The 21,121-nt window shown below is 64.6% G+C and carries 15 protein-coding genes and 1 pseudogene; 11 read left to right on the top strand and 5 right to left on the bottom strand.

Annotated elements, in window-relative coordinates:
- Positions 1 to 71: 71 nt before the first annotated feature.
- The 4 genes from mdtD (at position 72) to BM275_RS11670 (ending at position 4,883) form a co-directional block, all read left to right on the top strand.
- Positions 72 to 1,499: a multidrug transporter subunit MdtD gene (gene mdtD, locus BM275_RS11685; RefSeq protein WP_041014500.1), complete on the top strand. Its 1,428-nt coding sequence runs from the start codon at positions 72 to 74 to the stop codon at positions 1,497 to 1,499.
- A gap of 232 nt (positions 1,500 to 1,731) precedes the next feature.
- Positions 1,732 to 1,992, top strand: coding sequence for a hypothetical protein (locus BM275_RS11680; RefSeq protein WP_003299674.1), 261 nt, complete (start codon positions 1,732 to 1,734; stop codon positions 1,990 to 1,992).
- Positions 1,993 to 2,100: 108 nt separating this feature from the next.
- Entirely contained in the window at positions 2,101 to 3,927 is a 1,827-nt protein-coding gene (edd, locus tag BM275_RS11675) for a phosphogluconate dehydratase (RefSeq protein ID WP_041014499.1), read from the top strand.
- Positions 3,924 to 4,883: a glucokinase gene (locus BM275_RS11670; RefSeq protein ID WP_041014498.1), complete on the top strand. Its 960-nt coding sequence runs from the start codon at positions 3,924 to 3,926 to the stop codon at positions 4,881 to 4,883. Before edd ends, BM275_RS11670 begins: the two co-directional genes overlap by 4 nt.
- Before the next feature lie 76 nt (positions 4,884 to 4,959).
- Here BM275_RS11670 and BM275_RS11665 read toward each other — a convergent pair whose 3' ends face one another.
- The gene (locus BM275_RS11665) at positions 4,960 to 5,829 is read right to left on the bottom strand and encodes a MurR/RpiR family transcriptional regulator (protein ID WP_014820929.1); all 870 of its coding nucleotides are present in this window, start codon (positions 5,827 to 5,829) and stop codon (positions 4,960 to 4,962) included.
- A 171-nt stretch (positions 5,830 to 6,000) separates the two neighbouring features.
- Here BM275_RS11665 and zwf point away from each other — a divergent pair, with 171 nt between their 5' ends.
- The 6 genes and pseudogenes from zwf (at position 6,001) to sugE (ending at position 12,189) form a co-directional block, all read left to right on the top strand.
- Positions 6,001 to 7,470, top strand: a complete 1,470-nt coding sequence (gene zwf, locus BM275_RS11660) for a glucose-6-phosphate dehydrogenase (protein ID WP_041014497.1) — start codon at positions 6,001 to 6,003, stop codon at positions 7,468 to 7,470.
- On the top strand, positions 7,457 to 8,170 hold the full coding sequence (pgl, locus tag BM275_RS11655) for a 6-phosphogluconolactonase (RefSeq protein ID WP_041014496.1): 714 nt from the start codon (positions 7,457 to 7,459) through the stop codon (positions 8,168 to 8,170). The genes zwf and pgl overlap by 14 nt, the downstream gene beginning before the upstream one ends.
- 18 nt (positions 8,171 to 8,188) lie before the next feature.
- Entirely contained in the window at positions 8,189 to 8,926 is a 738-nt protein-coding gene (locus BM275_RS11650) for a bifunctional 4-hydroxy-2-oxoglutarate aldolase/2-dehydro-3-deoxy-phosphogluconate aldolase (protein ID WP_003283588.1), read from the top strand.
- A 70-nt stretch (positions 8,927 to 8,996) separates the two neighbouring features.
- Entirely contained in the window at positions 8,997 to 10,625 is a 1,629-nt protein-coding gene (locus BM275_RS11645) for an NADP-dependent glyceraldehyde-3-phosphate dehydrogenase (RefSeq protein WP_041014495.1), read from the top strand.
- 12 nt (positions 10,626 to 10,637) lie between these two features.
- Positions 10,638 to 11,501: pseudogene (locus BM275_RS11640) on the top strand (aldo/keto reductase).
- A gap of 367 nt (positions 11,502 to 11,868) precedes the next feature.
- Complete coding sequence (gene sugE / locus BM275_RS11635; protein WP_014820923.1) at positions 11,869 to 12,189, top strand: quaternary ammonium compound efflux SMR transporter SugE; 321 nt, start codon at positions 11,869 to 11,871, stop codon at positions 12,187 to 12,189.
- 37 nt (positions 12,190 to 12,226) lie between these two features.
- Here sugE and BM275_RS11630 read toward each other — a convergent pair whose 3' ends face one another.
- From BM275_RS11630 to mfd, 4 genes are all read right to left on the bottom strand, one after another.
- Positions 12,227 to 12,793, bottom strand: coding sequence for a hypothetical protein (locus BM275_RS11630; RefSeq protein WP_041014494.1), 567 nt, complete (start codon positions 12,791 to 12,793; stop codon positions 12,227 to 12,229).
- Between the two features lie 145 nt (positions 12,794 to 12,938).
- Positions 12,939 to 15,269 (bottom strand): DEAD/DEAH box helicase, encoded by a 2,331-nt coding sequence (locus tag BM275_RS11625; RefSeq protein ID WP_041014493.1) that lies wholly within the window; start codon positions 15,267 to 15,269, stop codon positions 12,939 to 12,941.
- Positions 15,270 to 15,342: 73 nt separating this feature from the next.
- Positions 15,343 to 15,861 carry a CsiV family protein gene (locus BM275_RS11620; protein ID WP_041014492.1) on the bottom strand — a complete coding sequence of 173 codons (519 nt, stop codon included), beginning with the start codon at positions 15,859 to 15,861 and terminating at the stop codon, positions 15,343 to 15,345.
- On the bottom strand, positions 15,862 to 19,308 hold the full coding sequence (gene mfd, locus BM275_RS11615; protein ID WP_014820921.1) for a transcription-repair coupling factor: 3,447 nt from the start codon (positions 19,306 to 19,308) through the stop codon (positions 15,862 to 15,864).
- 158 nt (positions 19,309 to 19,466) lie between these two features.
- Between mfd and BM275_RS11610 the strand changes: the two genes are divergently transcribed.
- A complete protein-coding gene (locus BM275_RS11610) occupies positions 19,467 to 20,918 on the top strand; it encodes a glyceraldehyde-3-phosphate dehydrogenase (protein WP_014820920.1) in 1,452 nt (483 codons plus the stop codon).
- Positions 20,919 to 21,121: the final 203 nt, after the last annotated feature.

Below are 21,121 nucleotides of genomic sequence, written 5' to 3'. Positions count from 1 at the left end.
GGGGAGCAGCGACCCGAACCGGCGCCGAACGAATCCTCTAAGATGGTGCACCTTTCGTATCCGGGGACTTCATGCAACCGCCCGTCTCACTCGACGCCCGTACCGCGCGAATTTTGCCGTGGCTGGTGGCCATCGCCTTCTTCATGCAGACGCTGGACGGCACCATTCTCAATACCGCGCTGCCCGCCATGGCGCGCGATCTGGCGGAAAACCCGCTGCGTATGCAGGGCGTTGTGATCGCGTACATGCTCACAGTGGCGTTGCTGATTCCGGCATCCGGCTGGATTGCTGACCGCTTCGGTAGCCGGCGCATCTTCGTGACCGCCATCGTGCTGTTTTCCGTGGGCTCGCTGTTGTGCGCGTTGTCGACCAGCTTCAACCAGCTGGTGGCTTCCCGCGTGCTGCAGGCGCTGGGCGGAGCGCTGATGCTGCCGGTGGGGCGGCTGGTGGTGCTGCGGGCATTTCCGCGCAGCGACTTCGTGCGGATCATGGCCTTTATCGCACTGCCAGGACTGGTCGGCCCGTTGCTCGGGCCAACCCTGGGTGGCTGGCTGGTGGAGTACGCCTCCTGGCACTGGATCTTCCTGATCAATCTGCCGGTGGGCGTGATTGGCTGCATCGCCGCGCTGCGCTTCATGCCCGATCTCAAAGGGCCCGAGCGGGTGCGCTTCGATACGCTCGGCTTCCTGCTGTTCGGCGCAGCGATGGTGCTGGTCACCATCGCGCTGGAGGGGCTCGGCCAGATGCACATGTCGCATGCCCGGGTGATGCTGCTGCTGTTCGGCGGCGCAGCGTGCATGGCGGCCTACTGGCTGCGCGCCGGGCGCATCGATGCGCCGCTGTTCAGCCCTAAGCTGTTCCATACGCGCAGCTTTGCGGTGGGCATCTTCGGCAACCTGTTTGCCCGGCTGGGTGGTGGCGCGCTGCCGTTCCTGTTGCCATTGCTGCTGCAGGTGGCGCTTGGCTATTCGCCGGCGCAGGCCGGGATGAGCATGATTCCGCTGGCCTTGGGTGCGATGGCGGTCAAATCCCTGGCCAAGCCGATCATCGATCGTCTCGGTTATCGCCGTCTGCTGATCGGCAACACGCTGCTGCTCGGCTGCCTGATCGCCAGCCTGGCGACCATCGATGGACAAACGCCGACGTGGCTGCTGCTGGTGCATCTGGGCCTGATCGGCATGGTCAACTCGATGCAGTTCACCGCGATGAACACCGTCACCCTGGTCGGCCTTAGCCATGCCGACGCCAGTAGCGGCAATAGCCTGCTGTCGGTGGTGGTGCAGCTATCAATGAGCCTTGGCGTCGCCACCGCCGGTGCGCTGCTGGGAGGCTTTACCGTGGACGACGCGCAGGGCAGCGAGGTGCTGCGGGCATTTCAGCTGACGTTTCTCTGCGTCGGCGGTATGGCGATGCTCGCTGCCGCATTGTTCCTGCAGCTGGAACATCGCGACCCTGGCCATGACGACGATGTGCGGCGACCGGTGGACGTCGGCGAGTAATCCTCTGTCGACCTGTAACGAATCACGACAGGTGGTCGCAGTGGCGCTGCGTCATGCTGGCACATCGCCGGGCGGCCTGCGTGGTCCATAGCCGTCCTTCACTAGCAGATGGCGGCAATGACCTGCTGCAAATGTTTACCTGTGCAAGTAAACATTATCGACCTGTCGTCATAAGCTACATATCGTTGAGCCTCTGGAAGCGGCATTGCGCCGCAAGCAAAGGAGCGAAACGATGAGTGCAATGAGCCTCGCCTGGCTGCTGATCGGCACCTCGCTGTGCGGCGTGATGGTGCTACTGGTACTGCTCTGGCTGCTATGGATGGGCCGGCAGAGCCAATGCCGAGAACTGGAAGTGCTGCGCGAACTGCTGGATGGCCTTGGTCAGGTGATCGTGCGCCTGGAGCAGGACAAGGCTGAGTTGACTTCCGGGCTGCGGGCGGAAAAGGCGCAAGCCGCCCAGCTACGTCGTCAGCTAGAACTGCTACGTCGTTGAGCGTGGTGTTATTTTGTTGTTTAAACAAACATATTTCTTCGAAATCGTCCCGCTCGTCGTTATGATGCCGCCTGATTGTTTATAAAAACTACAAATCAGGAGGTTTTCATGCATCCCGTAGTGGTCGAAGTCACCCAGCGCCTGATCAAGCGTAGCCGGCCTACGCGCGAAGCCTATCTCGCCATGGTTCGCGGCGCTGCCAGTGCCGGGCCTGCCCGCAACGGCGCGCAATGCGCGAACTTCGCCCATGGCGTTGCCGGTTGCGGCGCGCAGGACAAGCAGCGCCTGCGGCTGCCGGATGCGGCCAACATCGCCATCGTCACGGCCTACAACGACATGCTCTCGGCGCATCAGCCCTATGAGGACTACCCCGAGCGCCTGCGCCACGCGCTGCGCGATATCGGCTCGGTGGGGCAGGTGGCCGGCGGTGTGCCGGCGATGTGTGACGGCGTCACCCAGGGCGAGCCGGGCATGGAGCTGGCCATCGCCAGTCGCGAGGTGATCGCCATGAGCACCGCGGTGGCGCTGTCGCACAACCTGTTCGATGGGGCGCTGCTGCTCGGCATCTGCGACAAGATCGTTCCCGGTTTGCTGATCGGTGCGCTGCGCTTCGGGCATCTGCCCGCTGTGTTCGTGCCGGCCGGGCCGATGCCGTCCGGCCTGGCCAACAAGGACAAGGCCGCGGTGCGCCAGCGCTACGCCGAAGGCAAGGCAGGTCGCGACGAGCTGCTGGCGGCGGAAATGCAGGCCTATCACAGTCCCGGTACCTGTACCTTCTACGGCACCGCCAACACCAACCAGATGCTGATGGAGGTCATGGGCCTGCACTTGCCGGGCTCTTCCTTCGTCAACCCGGGCACGCCATTGCGCGATGCGCTGACCGCCGAGGCCGCGCGGCAGGTCACTCGACTGACGCCACAGGGCGGCAGCTTCACGCCGCTCGGTGAGCTCGTCGACGAGCGCGTATTGGTCAACGCCATCGTCGCGCTGCATGCCACCGGCGGCTCGACCAATCACACCCTGCACATGCCGGCCATCGCCCAGGCGGCGGGCATCCAGCTGACCTGGCAGGACATGGCCGACCTTTCCGCAGTGGTGCCGACGCTGGCGCGGGTCTATCCCAATGGCTCAGCCGACATCAATCACTTCCATGCCGCGGGCGGCGTCGCGCTGCTGGTGCGCGAGCTGCTCGATGCCGGCCTGCTGCATGAGGATGTGCATACCGTGATGGGTCGTGGCCTCAGTCGCTATACCCAGGAGCCCTTCCTCGAAGGCGGTCGATTGACCTGGCGTGAAGGCGCTGCGGCGAGCCTGGACGAAAGCATCCTGCGGCCGGTTGCGCGGCCGTTCTCGGCTGAAGGCGGGCTGCGGGTGATGAGCGGCAATCTCGGTCGCGGGGTGATGAAGGTGTCCGCCGTGGCGCCCGAGCACCGTGTCGTGGAAGCGCCGGCGCGGGTCTTTGCCGATCAGCTGGAGTTGGTCGAGGCCTTCAAGGCGGGCGAGCTGGAGCGCGACGTCGTTGCGGTGGTGCGCTTCCAGGGGCCGCGCGCCAACGGCATGCCCGAGTTGCACAAGCTGACGCCTTATCTTGGTCTGTTGCAGGACCGCGGTTTCAAGGTCGCGCTGGTCACCGACGGGCGCATGTCCGGTGCGTCGGGCAAGGTGCCGGCGGCGATTCATGTGTGCCCGGAGGCAATCGATGGCGGCCCGTTAGCGCGCGTGCGCGACGGCGATCTGCTGCGTGTGGATGGGCAGAACGGTGTGCTCGAGGTGCTGGTCGATGCCGCCGAGCTGGCCGATCGGTCGCCGGCTGCTGCGCCGCCTGTGGGTGTGCAGGGCTGCGGGCGCGAGCTGTTTGGCTTTATGCGCTCGGCGTTCAGCTCCGCTGAGCAGGGCGCCAGCGTGTTCACTGCTGGGCTGGAGGCGCTGCGATGAGGCTGGCGCTGGTCGGCGATATCGGCGGCACCAATGCGCGCTTCGCGCTGTGGCGCGACTCGCGGCTGGAGTCGGTACGGGTGCTGGCGGCGGCGGATTTCGCCACGCCCGAAATGGCGGTTGAGTATTACCTGGCATCCCTCGGCCTGGCGCCGGGCAGCGTCGAGGCAGCCTGTTTGGCCTGCGCCGGGCCGGTCAAAGGCGAGCAATTCACGTTCACCAACAATCACTGGCGGCTGACGCGAAGCGACTTCTGCGGCGCCCTGCAGCTGGACGAGCTGCTGCTGATCAATGACTTCGCCGCGATGGCGCTAGGCATGACGCGGGTAAGCGAGACGGGGCGGCGCATGATCTGTGCTGGTGAGGCCGAGCCCGATGCGCCGGCCCTGGTTATCGGGCCGGGCACCGGGCTTGGCGTCGCCGCGTTGCTGCCCTTGGGTGGCGGTAATTGGCGTGCTCTGCCGGGGGAGGGTGGACACGTCGATCTGCCCGTGGCGGATGCTCACGAGGCGGCGCTGTGGCAGATGCTCTTCGCCCAGCTTGGCCATGTGCGCGCGGAAGACGTGCTCAGTGGTGGCGGCCTGTTGCTGCTCTATCGTGCGGTCTGTGCCCTGGCCGGTTTGATGCCGCGACTGGTGTCGCCGGCTGAGGTCACGGCGGCTGCGCTGGCTGGCGATCATGTCGCGGTGGCGACCCTGGAGCAGTTCTGCGTGTGGCTCGGGCGGGTCGCCGGCAACAACGTGCTCACGCTCGGCGCGCGCGGTGGGGTGTATATCGTCGGTGGTGTGGTGCCGCGTTTCGCCGATTTTTTCGCGGCCAGCGGTTTCGCCCGAGGCTTCGCCAGCAAGGGTTCCATGAGCGGCTATCTCGGCGATGTGCCGGTGTGGCTGGTCACCGCTGACTATCCGGGGCTGGAGGGCGCCGGTGTGGCGCTGGAACAGGCGCTGGCACGCTGATCGGGTGCTTTTTCGGATATGTGGCGGCCGGATGTTGTTATAGCAACATCCGGCGTCTCATGCCGGCGCGATTGCCTCAGCTCGGCTCTTCGTCCGCCGGATAACGGCTGGCATTAAGGCTTTCCTTTACCTTGCGCAGGTGCGGCTGGAAATCCACGCCGCGGCGCAGGGTCATGCCGGTGGCGAGCACGTCGAGCACCGTGAGCTGGATGATGCGCGAGGTCATCGGCATGTAGATGTCGGTGTCCTCGGGCAGCGGAATGTTCAGGCTCAGCGTGCTGGCCTGTGCCAGCGGTGAGCCGGCGGCGGTCAGGCCGAGTACCGAGGCGCCGTTCTGCCGGGCGATGCGCGCCACCTCCACCAGCTCGCGGGTACGCCCGGTGTAGGAAATGATCACGAACAGCTCGCCGGTGTGCGCCACCGAGGCCAGCATTCGCTGCATCAGCACGTCCGAATGGGCGGTTACCGCCAGGTTGAAGCGGAAGAACTTGTGCTGCGCATCCAGCGCCACCGAGGCCGAGGCGCCGAGGCCGAAGAAGTGAATCTGCCGGGCCTGGATCATCAGGTCGACGGCGCGGCTGACCAGCTGCGGGTCGAGGCTCTGGCAGGCGCTGTCCAGCGAGGCGATGGCCGAGCCGAAGATCTTGCGCGTGTACTCCGCCGGGCCGTCGTCGGGTTCCACCGCCTGGCTGACGTAGGCGGCGCCGCTGGCCAGGCTCTGCGCCAGCTGCATCTTCAGTTCCGGATAACCGCTGACGCCGAACGAGCGACAGAAGCGATTCACTGTCGGCTCACTGACTTGCGCGGTCTGCGCCAGGGTGGCGATGCTGAAGCGGGTGGCCTGCTGCGGGTTGCGCAGGATCACCTCGGCGACCTTGCGCTCGGCCTTGTTGAGGTCTTCGATGCGGCGCTGGATCTGCTCGAGCAGGTTGTGTACGCGGTCCATGTCGGTCCTGATGCGGCTTGCCAAAGGGGTGGTCTATCCTACTGAGGGCGGTGCGGAGCGGCCACAGGTATCTAAATTTGCGGTAAATGTTGTTTTTATTACTACATTGAACTTGAATAACAGGGCATCGCCGTGTATTCATAGTGCAGTTTTAGTAGAAGAACAAACATCATGACGCCACTATCTGTCGAACCCTGCACCCTGGCGCTGTTCGGCGCCCTTGGTGATCTGGCCCTGCGCAAGTTGTTTCCCGCGCTCTATCAGCTTGATCGCGCCGGCCTGCTTCCAACCGAAACGCGCCTGCTCGCGCTGGCTCGTGAGAGCGGCGAGGCGGCGAGCCATCTGGCGATGATCGAAGAACATCTGCGTCGCCACGTCGGCGAGCGCGACCTCGACGAAGCCGTGCTGCAGCGCTTCATGGCGCGCCTGGACTACCTGAGCATGGATTTCCGCCGCGCCGAGGATTTCGTCGCGCTAGCGGACAAGGCCGGCAACGCGGAAAGCATCGTCGCCTTCTTCGCCACCCCGGCATCTGTCTACGGTGCGATCTGCGCCGGGCTGGCCGAGGCCGGGCTGGCCGAGCGCACCCGCGTGGTGCTGGAAAAGCCCATCGGCCATGACCTGGAATCTTCCCGCGAAGTGAACGACGCGGTGGCGCGCTTCTTCCCGGAAGACCGCACCTACCGCATCGATCATTACCTGGGCAAGGACACGGTGCAGAACCTGATCGCCCTGCGCTTCGCCAACAGCCTGTTCGAAACCCAGTGGAACCAGAACCACATCTCCCACGTGGAGATCACCGTTGCCGAAACCGTCGGTATCGAAGGCCGCTGGGGCTACTTCGATCAGGCCGGCCAGTTGCGCGACATGATTCAGAATCACCTGCTGCAGCTGCTCTGCCTGATCGCCATGGACCCGCCCAGCGACCTCTCGGCCGACAGCATCCGCGACGAGAAGGTCAAGGTGCTCAAGGCGCTGGCGCCGATTGCGCCAGAACATCTTGGCCAGCAGCTGGTGCGCGGCCAGTACGTCGCCGGCAGCATCCTTGGCCGCCACGTGCCGGGCTATCTGGAGGAAGAAAACTCCAACACCCAGAGCGACACCGAAACCTTCGTCGCGCTGCGGGCGGAAATCTGCAATTGGCGCTGGGCCGGCGTGCCGTTCTACCTGCGTACCGGTAAGCGCATGCCGCAGAAGCTGTCGCAGATCGTTATCCACTTCAAGGCGCCGCCGCACTACATCTTCGCCCCGGAACAGCGCCAGCTGATCGGCAACAAGCTGATCATCCGCCTGCAGCCGCAGGAGGGCATCTCGCTGCTGGTGATGACCAAGGACCAGGGCCTGGACAAGGGCATGCAGCTGCGCAGCGGCCCGCTGCAGCTGAACTTCTCGGAAACCTACAAGAGCCCGCGTATCCCCGATGCCTACGAGCGCCTGTTGTTGGAAGTGATGAAGGGCAACCAGAACCTCTTCGTGCGCAAGGACGAAATCGAATACGCCTGGAAGTGGTGCGACCAGCTGATCGACGGCTGGCAGCGCGTCGGCGCCCCACCCAAACCTTATGCAGCAGGCAGCTGGGGACCGGCTGCCTCGATTGCCCTGATCAGCCGTGATGGCAGGAGTTGGTATGACGATCTCTAATCTCGATCTGCCCGTGCAGACCCTGGGTTTCAGCCTTGGTGACGCCGAGCAGTTGGCCGGCGAACTGGCACTGACCGTTAGCAACGCCCTACGTGGTGCGATCACCGAGCGCGGTGCGGCGACCCTGGTGGTTTCCGGCGGCCGCAGCCCGATCGCCTTCTTCGAGCGCCTGGCGCAGCAGGAACTGGATTGGGCCAAGGTCACCGTCAGCCTCGCCGACGAGCGCTGGGTGCCGGTCAGCCATCCCGACAGCAACGAAGGCCTGCTGCGTCGCCATCTGTTGCAGGGGCCGGCCGCCGCGGCACGCCTGGTTGGCCTGTACCAGAGCGCGGCGAGTCTGGAAGAGGCCGCCGAACGCGCCGACGCCGTATTGGCCGAGCTGCCGCCGATCGACGTGCTGGTGCTGGGCATGGGCGAGGACGGCCACACAGCCTCGCTGTTCCCGGAGAGCCCGAATCTGCAGCAGGCGCTCGACCCGCGTGGTACGCGGCGCTGCCTGCCGATGCAGGCGCCAACTGTGCCGCGCCAGCGCCTGAGTATGAGCCTGTCGCTGCTGGCCAGCGCCCGCCTGACGCTGCTCGCTCTGCACGGCCCGGGCAAGCTGGCCACGCTCAATCAGGCCCTGGCTGGCGAGCCCTACGAAGCGATGCCGATTCGCGCCTTCCTCGCCCGTCCCCTCGAAATCTACTGGTGCCCCTGAGGCCGCAAGGAATTACCCATGACATCTATCCAAACCAGCGCCGACGCCATGAACGACAAGATCGCCCTGATCGACCAGTGGTGCAGCGCTGCGCGCATCCTGCCGGTGATCACCATCGAGCGTGAGGCGGACATTCTGCCGCTGGCCGATGCTCTGGCCGCCGGTGGCCTGCGCGTGCTCGAAATCACCCTGCGTTCGGCGCTGGGCCTGGGCGCCATTCGCCTGCTGCGCGAGCAGCGTCCGGAGCTGATCGTCGGCGCCGGCACCGTGCTCGACGCCAACATGCTCGAGCAGGCCGAGGCCGCTGGTGCACAGTTCATCGTCTCGCCCGGCAGCACGCCGGCGTTGCTTGAAGCCGCCTTGCAGGGCCCGCTACCGCTGCTGCCAGGCGTCGCCAGTGCTTCGGAAATTATGCTCGGCTACGCGATGGGCTATCGCCGCTTCAAGCTGTTCCCCGCCGAGATCTGTGGCGGCGTGGCAGCGCTCAAGGCGCTGGGCGGGCCGTTCGGTGACATCCGCTTCTGCCCGACCGGTGGCGTCAATGCGCGCAATGCGCGGGATTACCTCAGCCTGGCCAATGTGATGTGCGTTGGCGGCACCTGGATGGTCGACGCCAAGGCCGTGCGTGCCGGCGACTGGGCCGCCATCGAAAGCGCCACGCGCCAGGCCCTGCAGGCGCTGGACAGCGCGCCGGCGGCCGAGCTGCCGCGCGACTTCGACCTGCGCGCCGAGCGTGCCGAACAGCGCGAGCTGTAATCGTCCCATCCCCCGCGGCGGGCGAAGGCCCGCCGCATCTTCCCCTATCTTCTCGCTACCTGGAGGTTGCATGAGCAACGCGCGCCCGCTTTCCGAGCTTTTCCCCCGTCTGGATGAGATTCCCGAAGCCTATCGTCCGGACGCACCGGTGACGCAGCGCGATTATCTGGTCGATGGCGAGTTGATGCACTGGGACGGCCCGCTGGCCGAAGTTCGCAGCCCGGTGTTTCTGCGCGAGGCCGATGGCAGCGAGCATCAGGTGGTCCTCGGCAGCACGCCGTTGCTGGATGCCGACGCCGCGTTGCGTGCATTGGACGCCGCTGTCGCCGCCTATGACTACGGTCGCGGTGCCTGGCCGACCATGCGCGTGGCCGAGCGCATCGCCCATGTCGAGAGCTTTCTGGCGCGCATGCGCGAACAGCGCGACGCGGTGGTCAAGCTGCTGATGTGGGAGATTGGCAAGAACCTCAAGGATTCGGAGAAGGAATTCGACCGCACCTGCGACTACATCGTCGACACCATCCATGCTCTGAAGGAACTGGACCGCAGCTCCAGCCGCTTCGAGCTGGAGCAGGGTACGTTGGGGCAGATCCGTCGGGTACCGATGGGCGTGGCGCTGTGCATGGGGCCGTACAACTACCCGCTGAATGAAACCTTCACCACGCTGATCCCGGCGCTGATCATGGGCAACACGGTGGTGTTCAAACCGGCCAAGTTCGGTGTGCTGCTGGTACATCCGCTGCTCGAAGCCTTCCGCGACAGCTTCCCGGCCGGCGTCATCAATGTCATCTACGGTCGAGGCCGCGAGACGGTCAGCGCGCTGATGGCCAGCGGCAAGATCGACGTGTTCGCCTTTATCGGCACCCACAAGGGCGCCGCCGATCTGAAGAAACTGCACCCGCGTCCGCACCGCCTGCGCGCCGCGCTGGGGCTGGATGCGAAGAACCCGGGCATCGTTCTGCCGGATGTCGATCTGGACAACGCTGTGGAAGAGGCGGTGACCGGTGCGCTGTCGTTCAATGGCCAGCGTTGCACGGCATTGAAGATCCTCTTCGTGCACGAGGCGGTGCTCGATGGCTTTCTCGAACGCTTCGCCGCTCGCGTCAACGCGCTCAAGCCGGGCATGCCTTGGGAGCCCGGCGTCGCGCTGACGCCGCTGCCCGAGCCGGGCAAGACCGATTACCTGCATGCGGTGCTCGAAGACGCCGTGGCCAAGGGCGCGCGAGTGGTCAATGCCGGCGGCGGCGAGTCGCACCAAACCTTCTTTCATCCGGCGGTGCTGAGCCCGGTTGATTCGTCCATGCGTGTCTATCACGAAGAGCAGTTTGGCCCGCTGGTGCCGGTAGTGCCGTACCGCGACCTGCAGGAAGTGATCGACTATGTGACCGCCTCCGACTACGGCCAGCAGCTGTCGATCTTCGGCAACGATCCGGCGCAGGTCGGCGAGCTGGTGGATGCCTTCGTCAACCAGGTCGGTCGCATCAACATCAATGCCCAGTGCCAGCGCGGGCCGGACAGCTACCCGTTCAATGGTCGCAAGAATTCCGCCGAAGGCACGCTGTCGGTACATGACGCCCTGCGTGTGTTCTCCATCCGCACCCTGGTGGCGACGCGCTTCAACGAGGCCAACAAGCAGCTGGTCGACCGGATCATTCGTGACCGGCAGTCGAGCTTCCTGACCACCGACTACATCTTCTGACGGAGCGCCACAATGGCCGCACCCGTGCTCGCCCAGCCGCTGGTGCTGGGCATGATGCGCCTGCTGGAATACCCCGAGCTGGGTGAACCCCAGGCACTGCTGGCGTTCATCGAACGCTGTGTCGAGCGCGGGCTGAACGGTTTCGACCATGCCGATATCTATGCTGGCGGGCGCTGCGAGGCGCACTTCGGCGCGGCCCTGAGTCAGGCACCGGGGCTGCGTCAGCGCCTGCAGATCATCGGCAAGGCCGACATCGTGCCGGCCGGGCAGGATTGTTCGCGCTGGCGGGTCAAGCACTACGATTCCAGCTCCTGCTATCTGCGCCAGGCGGTGGACGGCAGCCTGACGCGGCTGGGTGTCGAGCGGCTCGACGGCTTTCTGCTGCATCGCCCGGACCCGCTGCTGCAGGTCGACGAGGTGGCCGACACGCTGAACGAGCTGATCGCCAGCGGCAAGGTGGGCTGAATCGGCCTGTCCAACGCAGAGGTGTTGCACTGCCAGGCGCTGGCGCAGCGCGTGCCACTGCGCTGCAACCAGATCGAACTCTCGCTGCAAGCCCAGCACGGGGTATGGAACGGCGGTTTGCATGCCTTGCAGGCCGCGGGCCTGCAAGTGCTGGCCTGGTCGCCCATGGCGGGTGGGCGCTTCGGCGAGCGTTTACGCAGCGCGCTCGAAGAAGTCGCCGCGGATCGGGGCGCGACTGCCAATCAGGTAGCGCTGTCCTGGCTGCGGCAGTTGCCCGGTCGTCCGCTGCCGATCCTCGGCAGCCTGCGCTGGGAGCGGATCGAGGAGGCGCTGCTGGGCGCTGAACTGACCCTCGACCGTCCCACCTGGTTCTACCTCAGCGAAGCGGCCCGCGGGCATGAGGTGGCGTAGGCAGGGGCTCATCTGTCCGCTATCCAAGGTGGAAAATGCTTCGCAGTTTTCCACCCTACGGGGTGGTTCGTAGGGTGGATGACGCTTCACCCATCCACCGCGTGGCATTCGCGATGGGACCGCATCGGCTACATCTTTGATGACCATACCCACGCTCCGGCGCGGACACGGGAGCTGCTGATGGTTCCACGCTGGAGCATGGGACCAACATCGATCTCCGTTCAGCAATCAGTAAACCTGCGATCGACGGGCGCTGCGAGTGGTCCAAAACAGTGCGCCGCTGTGCTAGGGTCGCGTCCGCCGCGGGACGACCCGCTGGCATGTCGAATCGTGCGGGGACGACCCTGCAGTTGATGGAGTCATCGTCATGCATTCGGCCTGGATCATGCTGATCGTAGCCGGCCTTCTGGAAGTGGGGTGGGCCATTGGCCTCAAGGCTTCCGAAGGCTTCACCCGCCCGCTACCCAGTGTGCTCACCATAGCGGCCATGGCTGGCAGCTTTTTCCTGCTCGCGCGTGCCATGCAGGTTCTGCCGGTGGGCACCGCCTACGGCATCTGGGTCGGTATCGGCGCATTGGGTACCGTGCTGCTGGGCATTCTCATCTTCGGCGAAAGCGCCTCGCCCGCGCGGCTGGTGAGCGTGCTGCTGTTGCTGGCTGGGCTGGTTGGTCTGAAGCTGAGCGCCTGAGGAGTCTCTGCGGCGCTCACTCCCGAACGTGTGCCCGTCAGTCCTGCAGCTTCAGATGCGAGATATCCGGCACCACGGCGGTGGTGTCGCGCGGCTTTTCGCCCATGTCGCTGCCCACCGGGGCAAGGCTGAACTGAGAAAGGTCCACGCGCGGCGCCTCTGGCTCGGGCCGGGCGTCCTGCAGGTCGACGCCGACCGGCGCAATACCGAAGTCCGGTGCCTCGACGTCGGCGAAGGCTGCCATGTATTCGTCACGCGGCGTCACCTTGAGTGTGGCCGGGGCGTCGCTCGTTTTTCCTGCGCTGCTCTCGGCGCTGGCCGCGCTGGCCGCCGTCGATGCCGGAGGCGGCGCCAGTTCGATTTCTTCCACATCGACGGGCAGCGGTTTGATTTCTACCTGCGCGCCGGCACGCTCCATCGCCTGGCGATATTTTTCGGCCGCGGCGAAGTCCAGATTCTGCTTGATCACGATGCGCCGGCCGGAGAACAGCAGCGCGATGCGCTGGGCGTCGGCCTGGAACAGCTTGGTCAGGTTGGCCTCGACCTGCTCGAGCTTGGCGCCCGGAAGCAGTTGGCCGGAAAAGGCGATCTCGTAGAGACTCATGGTGCGGTTCCTTTTGTAACCGATGCCATTGATCGTGGAGGCGGCGGGGCGCCTCGGGACGGAAACGTAAGCGAGGTGGCGATGATCTGGCAAAGAGCAAACTGCTGCACTCGCCGGTGTCACAAGTTTGCATGCCGCCATAGCGTCAGGGTAGCGGTGCGAACAGGGCGTCGATGTCGCGTTCGCCAAGCTGCAAGCTGCCGTCGACTGCACCTTCGAGCACACCGGCCGCGAGTTCGGCCTTGCGCGCCTGCAACTCGCGGATGCGCTCCTCGACGGTGCCGCGGCTAATAAGACGATAGACGAAGACCGGCTTGTCCTGGCCGATGCGATAGGCGCGGTCGGTCGCCTGGTTCTCCGCAGCGGGATTCCACCAGGGATCGTAGTGGATCACCGTATCCGCCGCCGTCAGATTGAGCCCGGTGCCACCGGCCTTCAGGCTGATCAGGAACAGCGGCACTTCGCCGGCCTGGAAGCGCTCGACCGGCGTGCGTCGATCATCGGTCTCACCCGTCAGCTTGACGTACTCGATGCCGCGCTTGTGCAGCGCCTGCTCGATCAACGCCAGCATCGAGGTGAACTGGGAAAACAGCAGCACCCGTCGGCCTTCGCTCATCAGCTCGTCGAGCATCTCCAGCAGGCTGTCGAGCTTGCCGGAGCTGCTGCCGCGTGCGGCTCGTGCCGACTCACCCTTCAGCAGGCGCAGGTCGCAGCAGACCTGACGCAGCTTGAGCAGCGCCTCAAGGATGACCATCTGGCTGCGCGCGAGTCCCTTGCGCTCGATCTCGTCGCGCACCTTGCGATCCATTGCCAGCCGCAAGGTCTCGTAGACCTCGCGCTGGACGTCATTCAGTTCGACCCAGTGGACGAACTCGTTCTTGGCCGGCAGCTCAGTGGCTACCTGTTCCTTGGTGCGCCGCAGCAGGAACGGCCGAATGCGAGCGCGCAGATGCGCCAGTCGTGCATCGTCGCCGTGTTTTTCGATCGGGTTGCGGTACTCCTGGGTGAAGCTTTTGGCGTCTCCAAGCCACCCGGGCATGAGGAAGTGGAATAGCGACCAGAGCTCGCCGAGGTGATTCTCCAGCGGTGTGCCGGTCAGGCACAGGCGCTGTCGGGTCTGCATTTCGCGTACGGCCTGGGCCGCTTTGCCGGACGGATTCTTGATGTGCTGCGCCTCATCGAGAATGAGTAGGTGCAGCGGCTGCTCACGCAGTGCGGCTATGTCGCGCGTCAGCAGCGCATAGCTGGTCAGCAGCAGATCGTGCTCGCCAAGTTCGCCGAAGTGTTTCTGCCGGGTGCTGCCCTTGAGCGTCAATACCCGTAGCTGCGGGGCGAAACGGCTGGCCTCGTCCTGCCAGTTGGGAATCAGGCTGGTCGGCATCACCACCAGCGCCGGACGATCGAGCCGTCCTGCCTGCTTTTCGGCGAGGATGTGGGCGAGGCTCTGCAGTGTCTTGCCCAGCCCCATGTCGTCGCCGAGGATGCCGCCTGCGCCCAGCTCGCGCAGCGTCTGCATCCAGACCAGGCCCTGCTGCTGGTAGGGCCGCAGTTTGCCCGCGAGCCCGGTTGGGGTCGGGCAGGCCTTGATGTCAGGGTTGCGCAGGCGGCCGGCGAACTCACGCAGTCGTTCACCGCCTTTCCATTGCGGTGCCAGGCTGTCGAGCCCGGCCAGGCGCGCGCCGTCGGCCTTGCTCATACGCAGCGATGGCCCATCCATCTGCTCGCGCATGTAGAGCTCACCGAGGGTCGCCAGAATCGGCTTGATGCGCCCCAGCGGCAGCGTCACGTGCAGCGCCTGCTTGTCGTGTTGTCCCGGCCGGTCCAGTTGCACGCGCAGCTGCTCCTCATCGCTACGCAGCGCGATGGCGCGAGGGCTGAGCAATTGAGGGTTCTGGCGGATCAGCCGCAACAGGATCGGCAGCATGCCGATACGCTGCCCGTTGACGATGATGCCGAGATCGAGATCGAACCAGTCCTCATCAGCTGACTCGTCAATCTGCGCGTACCAGCTGTCGATGGCGGTCAGGTCGTAGGCGAAGCCGGGATGGATATCGATCTGCCAGCCTTGTCGGCGCAGTTCGGGCAGTTGCTCCTGAACGAACCTGAGCCAGGCATCTTCGCCGGGCAGCTGGAACATCTCCGCCGACTCCTTCGGCAGCGCCAGGCTCTGGCGCAGCGCCGGCCGGAAGCCCAGCTGTTCAAGTTGTCTGCGCAGTGCCTGTTCGGCCTGAGGGTGGCGTGCGATCAGCTGCAGCTCGTTGCCGACCAGATGGCGGACACGTTCGCCGTCGCGTTTGCCATGGATACACGCCTCCCCGTAGAGAAACGACAGGCCGGCGCGATGCTGATGGTCGCTGACCATGCGCTGGTTGCCCGGCTGGTAGTTGATTGCTAGATGACTGCCGAGACTGAGCAGCGGTACGGGCGGCAGGTCGTCGATCAGTCGTTCGTCGCGAGGCGCCAGCGGAGGGCTCATCTGCCAGGCCCTCTGTGTCGGAATGCGGCAAGGCAGGTCAGCCGACTGTGGACCGGATATCGGTGCGAAGTGCTCATAGTGGCTTCATTTCGATCAGCAGCCCGAGGCTGTCATGGTCGATGTAGGTCAGCCGGCCAGGGATCAGGCGAACCCGCTGCGTCAGGCGCTCGCTGGTGAGCAGTTGGCCGTACTCGCCGAAGCGGTTCACCCAGAAGGTCATGTCGGTCTGCATATAGCGCCCGGGTCTGACCCTCAGCAGACCCTGAATCGGGTAGTGCTCGAAATGGCGTTGCCCCTGGTGCAGTGCAATGGTCGGCGCATCTTCGCTGACTGCTTGCTGCCAGGCGCGTTGCATCAGTACCTGGTAGCCCTGGTCCGGCGTAAGCCTGGCGGCGACATGCTCGAGGGCCGGCTGGCGTTCGGCGCGCCTGTCCAGCATCTGCGCACTATCGGCCCAGTCGTAGGGCGCGTGCTGGCTGGCTTCCAGTGGCGGGGCGTGGCGAAACAGGATCAGCTCGACGCGATATAGCGCCTCGGCGTGAGCCTGAGGCGCCAGCAGCGTCAGCAGCAAGACCAGATAGCGAAGTGGCATCTACGATCCTTGCTCATTGGGCGCCAGCCGCTCGAGCAGCGCTTCCAGCGTATTGAAGCGTTCCTCCGGGCGTTCCATCGGCACCTGGAATTTGAACAGCGTGGCGCCTTCGAACTTGTAGCGATTCGGCTGGCTCTGGATCAGCTTGATCAGCACCATCGGGTCGACCGAGGTGTCGGCCGAGAACTCGATGCGCCCACCCTGCGGGCCTGCGTCGATCTTGGTAATGCCGAGCTTTTCCGCCTGCAGCTTGAGCAGTGTCAGGCGCACCAGGTTCTTCGTCGGTTCCGGTAGCAGGCCGAAGCGGTCGATCATCTCCACCTGCAGTTCTTTCAGCCCGTCTTCGTCGGCCGCATTGGCAATGCGCTTGTAGAGGATCAGGCGGGCATGCACATCCGGCAGGTAGTCTTCCGGGATCAGGGCTGCCAGGCGCAGGTTGATTTCCGGCCCGCCGCCGAGCGGCTGCTCCAGATTCGGCTGCTCGCCCTTGCGGATCGCCTTGACCGCGCGCTCGAGCATTTCCATATAAAGGGTGAAGCCAACCGCCTGGATCTGCCCGCTCTGGCCCTCGCCGAGCAGCTCGCCGGCGCCGCGGATTTCCAGGTCGTGGGTGGCGAGGACAAAGCCTGCACCGAGGTCCTGGGCATTGGCGATGGCCTCCAGGCGCTTCTGCGCGTCATCGGTCATTGCCTTGCGGGTCGGGGTCAGCAGATAGGCATAGGCCTGGTGATGGCTGCGGCCTACCCGGCCACGCAGCTGGTGCAGCTGCGCCAGGCCGAACTTGTCGGCGCGTTCGATGATGATGGTGTTGGCGCTGGGCACGTCGATGCCGGTCTCGATGATGGTCGAGGCCACCAGCACGTTGAACCTCTTGTGGTAGAAGTCGCTCATGACCTGTTCAAGGTCACGCTCGCGCATTTGCCCGTGGCCGATCGCGACGCGTGCCTCCGGCACCAGTGCCTGCAGGTCGGCGGCGCATTTCTCGATGGTCTTCACATCGTTGTGCAGGTAATAGACCTGGCCGCCGCGCAACAGCTCGCGCAGCAGCGCCTCCTTGATCACGGTGTTCTGCTGTTCCATGACGAAGGTGCGAACCGACAGCCGGCGCGCCGGCGGCGTGGCGATGATCGACAGGTCGCGCATGCCGGCGATGGACATGTTCAGCGTGCGTGGAATCGGCGTGGCGGTCAGCGTGAGAATGTCCACCTCGCTGCGCAGCGCCTTGAGCTGTTCCTTCTGGCGTACGCCGAAGCGGTGCTCCTCATCGATGATGACCAGGCCCAGGTTGCTGAACTTGACGTCATCCTGCAGCAGCTTGTGGGTGCCGATGAGAATGTCAATCTTGCCCTCGGCAAGCTCGGCGATAGCGTTCTGCACTTCCTTGGCGGACTTGAAGCGGCTCATCACCTCGACCCGCACCGGCCAGTCGGCGAAGCGGTCGCGGAAGCTGTTGTAGTGCTGCTGAGCGAGCAGGGTGGTCGGCACCAGTACGCCAACCTGCCGGCCGCCATGGACGGCGATGAAGGCGGCGCGCATGGCCACCTCGGTCTTGCCAAAGCCGACGTCACCACAGACCAGTCGATCCATCGGCTTGGCCGACAGCAGGTCCTCGCGTACCGCGTCGATGGCGGCCTGCTGATCGGGCGTTTCTTCGAACGGAAAGCCTGCGGCGAACGTTTCGTAGTCGACCTGCGGGTCCTTGAAGGCATAACCCTCGCGTGCGGCGCGGCGGGCGTAAATATCCAGCAGCTCGGCCGCGACATCGCGGACCTGCTCGGCCGCCTTACGCTTGGCTTTCTGCCAGGTCTCCGAGCCGAGCCGGTGCAGTGGCGCGAGCGCGTCGTCGCTGCCTGTATAGCGGGCGATCAGGTGCAGGCTGGCGACCGGTACGTAGAGCTTGGCGTCCTCGGCGTACTGCAGCAGCAGGAATTCCTGCGCCTGGCCTTCGATCTCCAGAGTGACCAGGCCCTGGTAGCGACCGACACCGTGATCGATGTGCACCACCGGCGAGCCTTCGCGCAGCTCTGTGAGGTTCTTGATGACGTTCTCGCCGCCGTCGCGGCTCTTCTCGCGTCGCCGGCGCTGCATGACGCGCTGACCGAACAGCGGGCTTTCCGCGACCAGTGCGACGTCGTCCAGTTGCAGGCCTTCGTCGAGCGGGGCGATGGTGATCGCCAGACGCTCCTGGCTGGCGAGGAATTCCTCCCAGCCTTCGACTTCTTGCGGGCGCAGCTTCAGACGGGCGAGCAGCTCCAGCAATACTTCGCGGCGGCCGGCTGATTCGGCAGTAAACAGCACACGCCCGGCATATTCGTCGAGGAAGCGTCGCAGCTTGCCCAGCGGTTCGCTCGCCTTGGCCTCGATTGCCAGTTCCGGCAGGGCCTGCGCGGTGAAGCGTTCGCGGCCGATGCCAGGCTCGACATCCTGTTGGCTGGCGACCACACGCGGCCAGAGCTTGAGCCGAGCGAAGCAGTCTTCCACCGGCATGAACAGTTCGGCCGGCGGCAGCAGCGGTCGCTCGGGGTCGACGCGGCGTTCTTCGTAGCGATTGCGAACGTCGCTCCAGAACTGCTCGGCGGCCTGCTCGATGCCGGGCAGGGAGAACACCTGGCTGTCTTCGGGCAGGTAATCGAACAACGTCGCGGTTTCTTCATAGAACAGCGGCAGGTAGTACTCGATGCCCGCCGGGGTGATACCGGTGGAGAGATCCTGGTAGATCGGGCAGCGGCGGAAGTCGACGTCGAAACGCTCGCGAAAACGCGCGCGGAAGCCGGTGACTGCCTCCTTCTTCAGGGGGAACTCGCGTGCTGGCAACAGGCGGATCGACTCGACCTTGTCGATCGAGCGCTGGTTCTCCGGATCGAAGGTGCGCAGCGTCTCTATCTCGTCATCGAACAGGTCGATGCGGTAGGGCAGGGGGCTGCCCATGGGGAACAGGTCGATCAACGCGCCGCGCACGGCGAACTCGCCGTGCTCGTACACGGTATCCACGCAGCGATAGCCGGCTGCTTCCAGGCGCAGGCGCATCTGCTCCACATCCAGCTTCTGCCCGACGTCCAGCACCAGGCTCGAACCCAGCAGGAAGCGCTTTGGCGCCAGCCTGTGTAGGGCGGTGGTGATAGGCACTACCAGCACGCCGTGGCTCAGCTCCGGTAGCTGGTAGAGGGCGGCAATGCGCTGGGAGACGATGTCCTGGTGCGGCGAGAAGATGTCGTAGGGCAGCGTTTCCCAGTCAGGAAAATGCAATACCGCCAGCTGTGGCGCGAAGAAGGCGAGTTCTTCCTGCAGGCGCTCGGCGCTTTGGCTGTCGGCAGTGAGCAGGAGCGTGAAGCGTTTGGCGTTGCTGGCTGCTTCGGCAATCGCCAGGCTTAGCGCAGCTCCTGGAAGATTGCCCCAATGTTGCTTGCCGCTGGCGGCAGGCAGAGGGGGAAGGCGCAAGACGGACACGAGTGGGCGTGGCTCCGATCAAAAAATAGGCCGCCGGGATTGTAACTATCGAGGCGCTTGGCTGTCAGTGTTTCGTCCGCTGCAGATTGCCGGCGCTAGGGTGCGCCGTCATAATGTAGCCCCTTTTCTCAGCCCCTACATGTTGGAAGGAACTGCCCGTGACTCAGAAGCCCGACCAGTGTCTTGGTGAATGGATTGACCGCGAAGCGCTCGCCGAAGCGATGATTCCGCTGATTGGTCAGCTGTATCGCAACAACAACGTGGTGACTTCGATCTACGGCCGTGGCCTGATCAATCGTTCGGTGATCGCCATCCTCAAGGCACACCGTTTCGCCCGTCACCGCATCGCCGACGAAACCGAGCTGTCGGTGCACGACACCTTCCAGATCCTCAAGACGATGAGCGAAATGAACCTGGGCGCCGCTTCGGTGGACCTGGGCAAGCTGGTCGCCAAGTACAAGGAAGCGGGCAACGGTCGCAATCTCGAGCAGTTCGTCCGTGAAGAGCTGGCTGAGGTGGCCGACAAGCGTCACGCCGCAGCTGGTCACAAAGGCACTGACGTGGTTCTCTACGGTTTCGGCCGTATCGGCCGTCTGCTGGCGCGTATCCTGATCGAGAAAACCGGTGGTGGCGACGGCCTGCGCCTGCGCGCCATCGTCGTGCGCAAGGGCGCGGACAACGATCTGGTCAAGCGTGCCAGCCTGCTGCGTCGCGACTCGGTGCATGGTCCTTTCGATGGCACCATCACCATCGACGAAGAGAACAGCACCATCACCGCCAACGGCAACCTGATTCAGGTGATCTACTCCAACGATCCGTCCTCGGTGGATTACACCCAGTACGGCATCGAGAACGCGCTGCTGGTCGACAACACTGGCAAGTGGCGTGACGCCGAAGGCCTGGGTCAGCACCTCAAGTGCCCGGGTGTTGCTCGCGTCGTATTGACCGCGCCGGGCAAGGGTGAGCTGAAGAACATCGTGCATGGCATCAACCATGGCGACATCACCGCCGATGACAAGATCATCTCCGCCGCATCCTGCACCACCAACGCCATCGTGCCGGTGCTCAAGGCGGTGAACGATCAGTACGGCATCGTCAACGGTCACGTGGAAACGGTGCATTCGTACACCAACGACCAGAACCTGATCGACAACTTCCACAAGGGCAGTCGTCGTGGTCGCAGCGCTGCGCTGAACATGGTGATCACCGAAACGGGTGCCGCCACCGCTGCAGCCAAGGCGCTGCCGGTGCTCAAAGGCAAGCTGACTGGCAACGCGATCCGCGTCCCGACGCCGAACGTGTCCATGGCAATTCTCAACCTGAACCTGGAGAAGGCCACCAGTCGCGAAGAGATCAACGAGTACCTGCGCCAGATGGCCATGCACTCGGATCTGCAGAAACAGATCGACTTCGTCAACTCGCAGGAAGTTGTATCCACTGATTTCGTCGGATCGCGCCATGCCGGCGTGGTGGATGCCGAAGCGACCATTTGCAACGACAACCGTGTCGTGCTTTACGTCTGGTACGACAACGAGTTCGGCTACAGCTGTCAGGTCGTGCGGGTGATGGAAGACATGGCAGGGGTTAACCCGCCAGCCTTCCCGCGCTAAACGCTGCGGACGGTGAAATCGAAACGGGAGCCGAGGCTCCCGTTTCGCGTTTCTGGGCGGTAAGTAATAGCGCGAGCTGCCGGGGTTGAGCGGCCGAGCGGTCGGCTCGATTTCGTGCACCGCTAATTTTGCTTCTCTTGTTTCGAGTCAAAAATCCGCAATGCTTGGGTGGTCAGTCAAGGTCCGCGACCTCTATAATCGGG

It is taken from the genome of Stutzerimonas kunmingensis (assembly GCF_900114065.1).
GTDB classification, from domain to species: domain Bacteria; phylum Pseudomonadota; class Gammaproteobacteria; order Pseudomonadales; family Pseudomonadaceae; genus Stutzerimonas; species Stutzerimonas kunmingensis.
This window is presented reverse-complemented; position numbering and strand designations above follow the sequence as displayed.

Bases quoted from the DNA above. Each gene is read 5' to 3' on its own strand.
- mdtD (WP_041014500.1), top strand. From the start codon at position 72: ATGCAACCGCCCGTCTCACTCGACGCCCGTACCGCGCGAATTTTGCCG.
- BM275_RS11680 (WP_003299674.1), top strand. From the start codon at position 1,732: ATGAGTGCAATGAGCCTCGCCTGGCTGCTGATCGGCACCTCGCTGTGC.
- edd (WP_041014499.1), top strand. From the start codon at position 2,101: ATGCATCCCGTAGTGGTCGAAGTCACCCAGCGCCTGATCAAGCGTAGC.
- BM275_RS11670 (WP_041014498.1), top strand. From the start codon at position 3,924: ATGAGGCTGGCGCTGGTCGGCGATATCGGCGGCACCAATGCGCGCTTC.
- BM275_RS11665 (WP_014820929.1), bottom strand. From the start codon at position 5,829: ATGGACCGCGTACACAACCTGCTCGAGCAGATCCAGCGCCGCATCGAA.
- zwf (WP_041014497.1), top strand. From the start codon at position 6,001: ATGACGCCACTATCTGTCGAACCCTGCACCCTGGCGCTGTTCGGCGCC.
- pgl (WP_041014496.1), top strand. From the start codon at position 7,457: ATGACGATCTCTAATCTCGATCTGCCCGTGCAGACCCTGGGTTTCAGC.
- BM275_RS11650 (WP_003283588.1), top strand. From the start codon at position 8,189: ATGACATCTATCCAAACCAGCGCCGACGCCATGAACGACAAGATCGCC.
- BM275_RS11645 (WP_041014495.1), top strand. From the start codon at position 8,997: ATGAGCAACGCGCGCCCGCTTTCCGAGCTTTTCCCCCGTCTGGATGAG.
- sugE (WP_014820923.1), top strand. From the start codon at position 11,869: ATGCATTCGGCCTGGATCATGCTGATCGTAGCCGGCCTTCTGGAAGTG.
- BM275_RS11630 (WP_041014494.1), bottom strand. From the start codon at position 12,793: ATGAGTCTCTACGAGATCGCCTTTTCCGGCCAACTGCTTCCGGGCGCC.
- BM275_RS11625 (WP_041014493.1), bottom strand. From the start codon at position 15,269: ATGAGCCCTCCGCTGGCGCCTCGCGACGAACGACTGATCGACGACCTG.
- BM275_RS11620 (WP_041014492.1), bottom strand. From the start codon at position 15,861: ATGCCACTTCGCTATCTGGTCTTGCTGCTGACGCTGCTGGCGCCTCAG.